General features: G+C 69.4%; 1 protein-coding gene. It reads right to left on the bottom strand.

All coding sequences use genetic code 11. The features are described from left to right. Positions 1-175: 175 nt before the first annotated feature. Positions 176-483 (bottom strand): DUF2520 domain-containing protein (locus tag MWC30_RS21875; RefSeq protein WP_244086312.1); only part of this gene is annotated, 308 nt, incomplete at its 5' end.

Genomic DNA, 483 nt, shown 5'->3' with positions numbered 1-483 from the left:
GAGCAGGATCAGCGCTCCGGACGAACGGCGGTCTGCAGCGTCATGCGCGGCAGGAGAGGGCGAAGCGTGTGGACGTTGTGACATGGCAGAACAGGCGTGCGAGCAAGCTGCCGATTGTAGGGCGTGCGCCGGTTTGGTGCATGCGCGCCATCCGATCCCAGTCACGCCGACTCCGTCATTGCGTAGGATTCAGGCGCGCAGCGAGGCCGGCCAGTACGCCTGCGGAAGGGGTGCCGCGTTCGGCCGCCAATGCCAGCGCACGCCGTGTGAGCGCTGTGTAAAGCGCGGCGTGATCCGCGCCCAGTGCATCAAGCGCTTGCAGATGTTTGTCGATGACGCCGCTGTCTCCGCGCGAGACCGGGCCTGCCAGAGCGCCAGCCAGGCCACGTGCGCGGGCCGCCGCCAGCGTGCCGTCCACCAGCGGCCACATGGCCGCCACGGCGGCATCACGGTCGATGCCTGCGGCCCCCCACAACGTGGCAG

Origin of the sequence: Desulforhabdus sp. TSK, assembly GCF_022836495.1 — a bacterium.
Classification (GTDB): domain Bacteria; phylum Desulfobacterota; class Syntrophobacteria; order Syntrophobacterales; family Syntrophobacteraceae; genus Desulforhabdus.
This window is presented reverse-complemented; position numbering and strand designations above follow the sequence as displayed.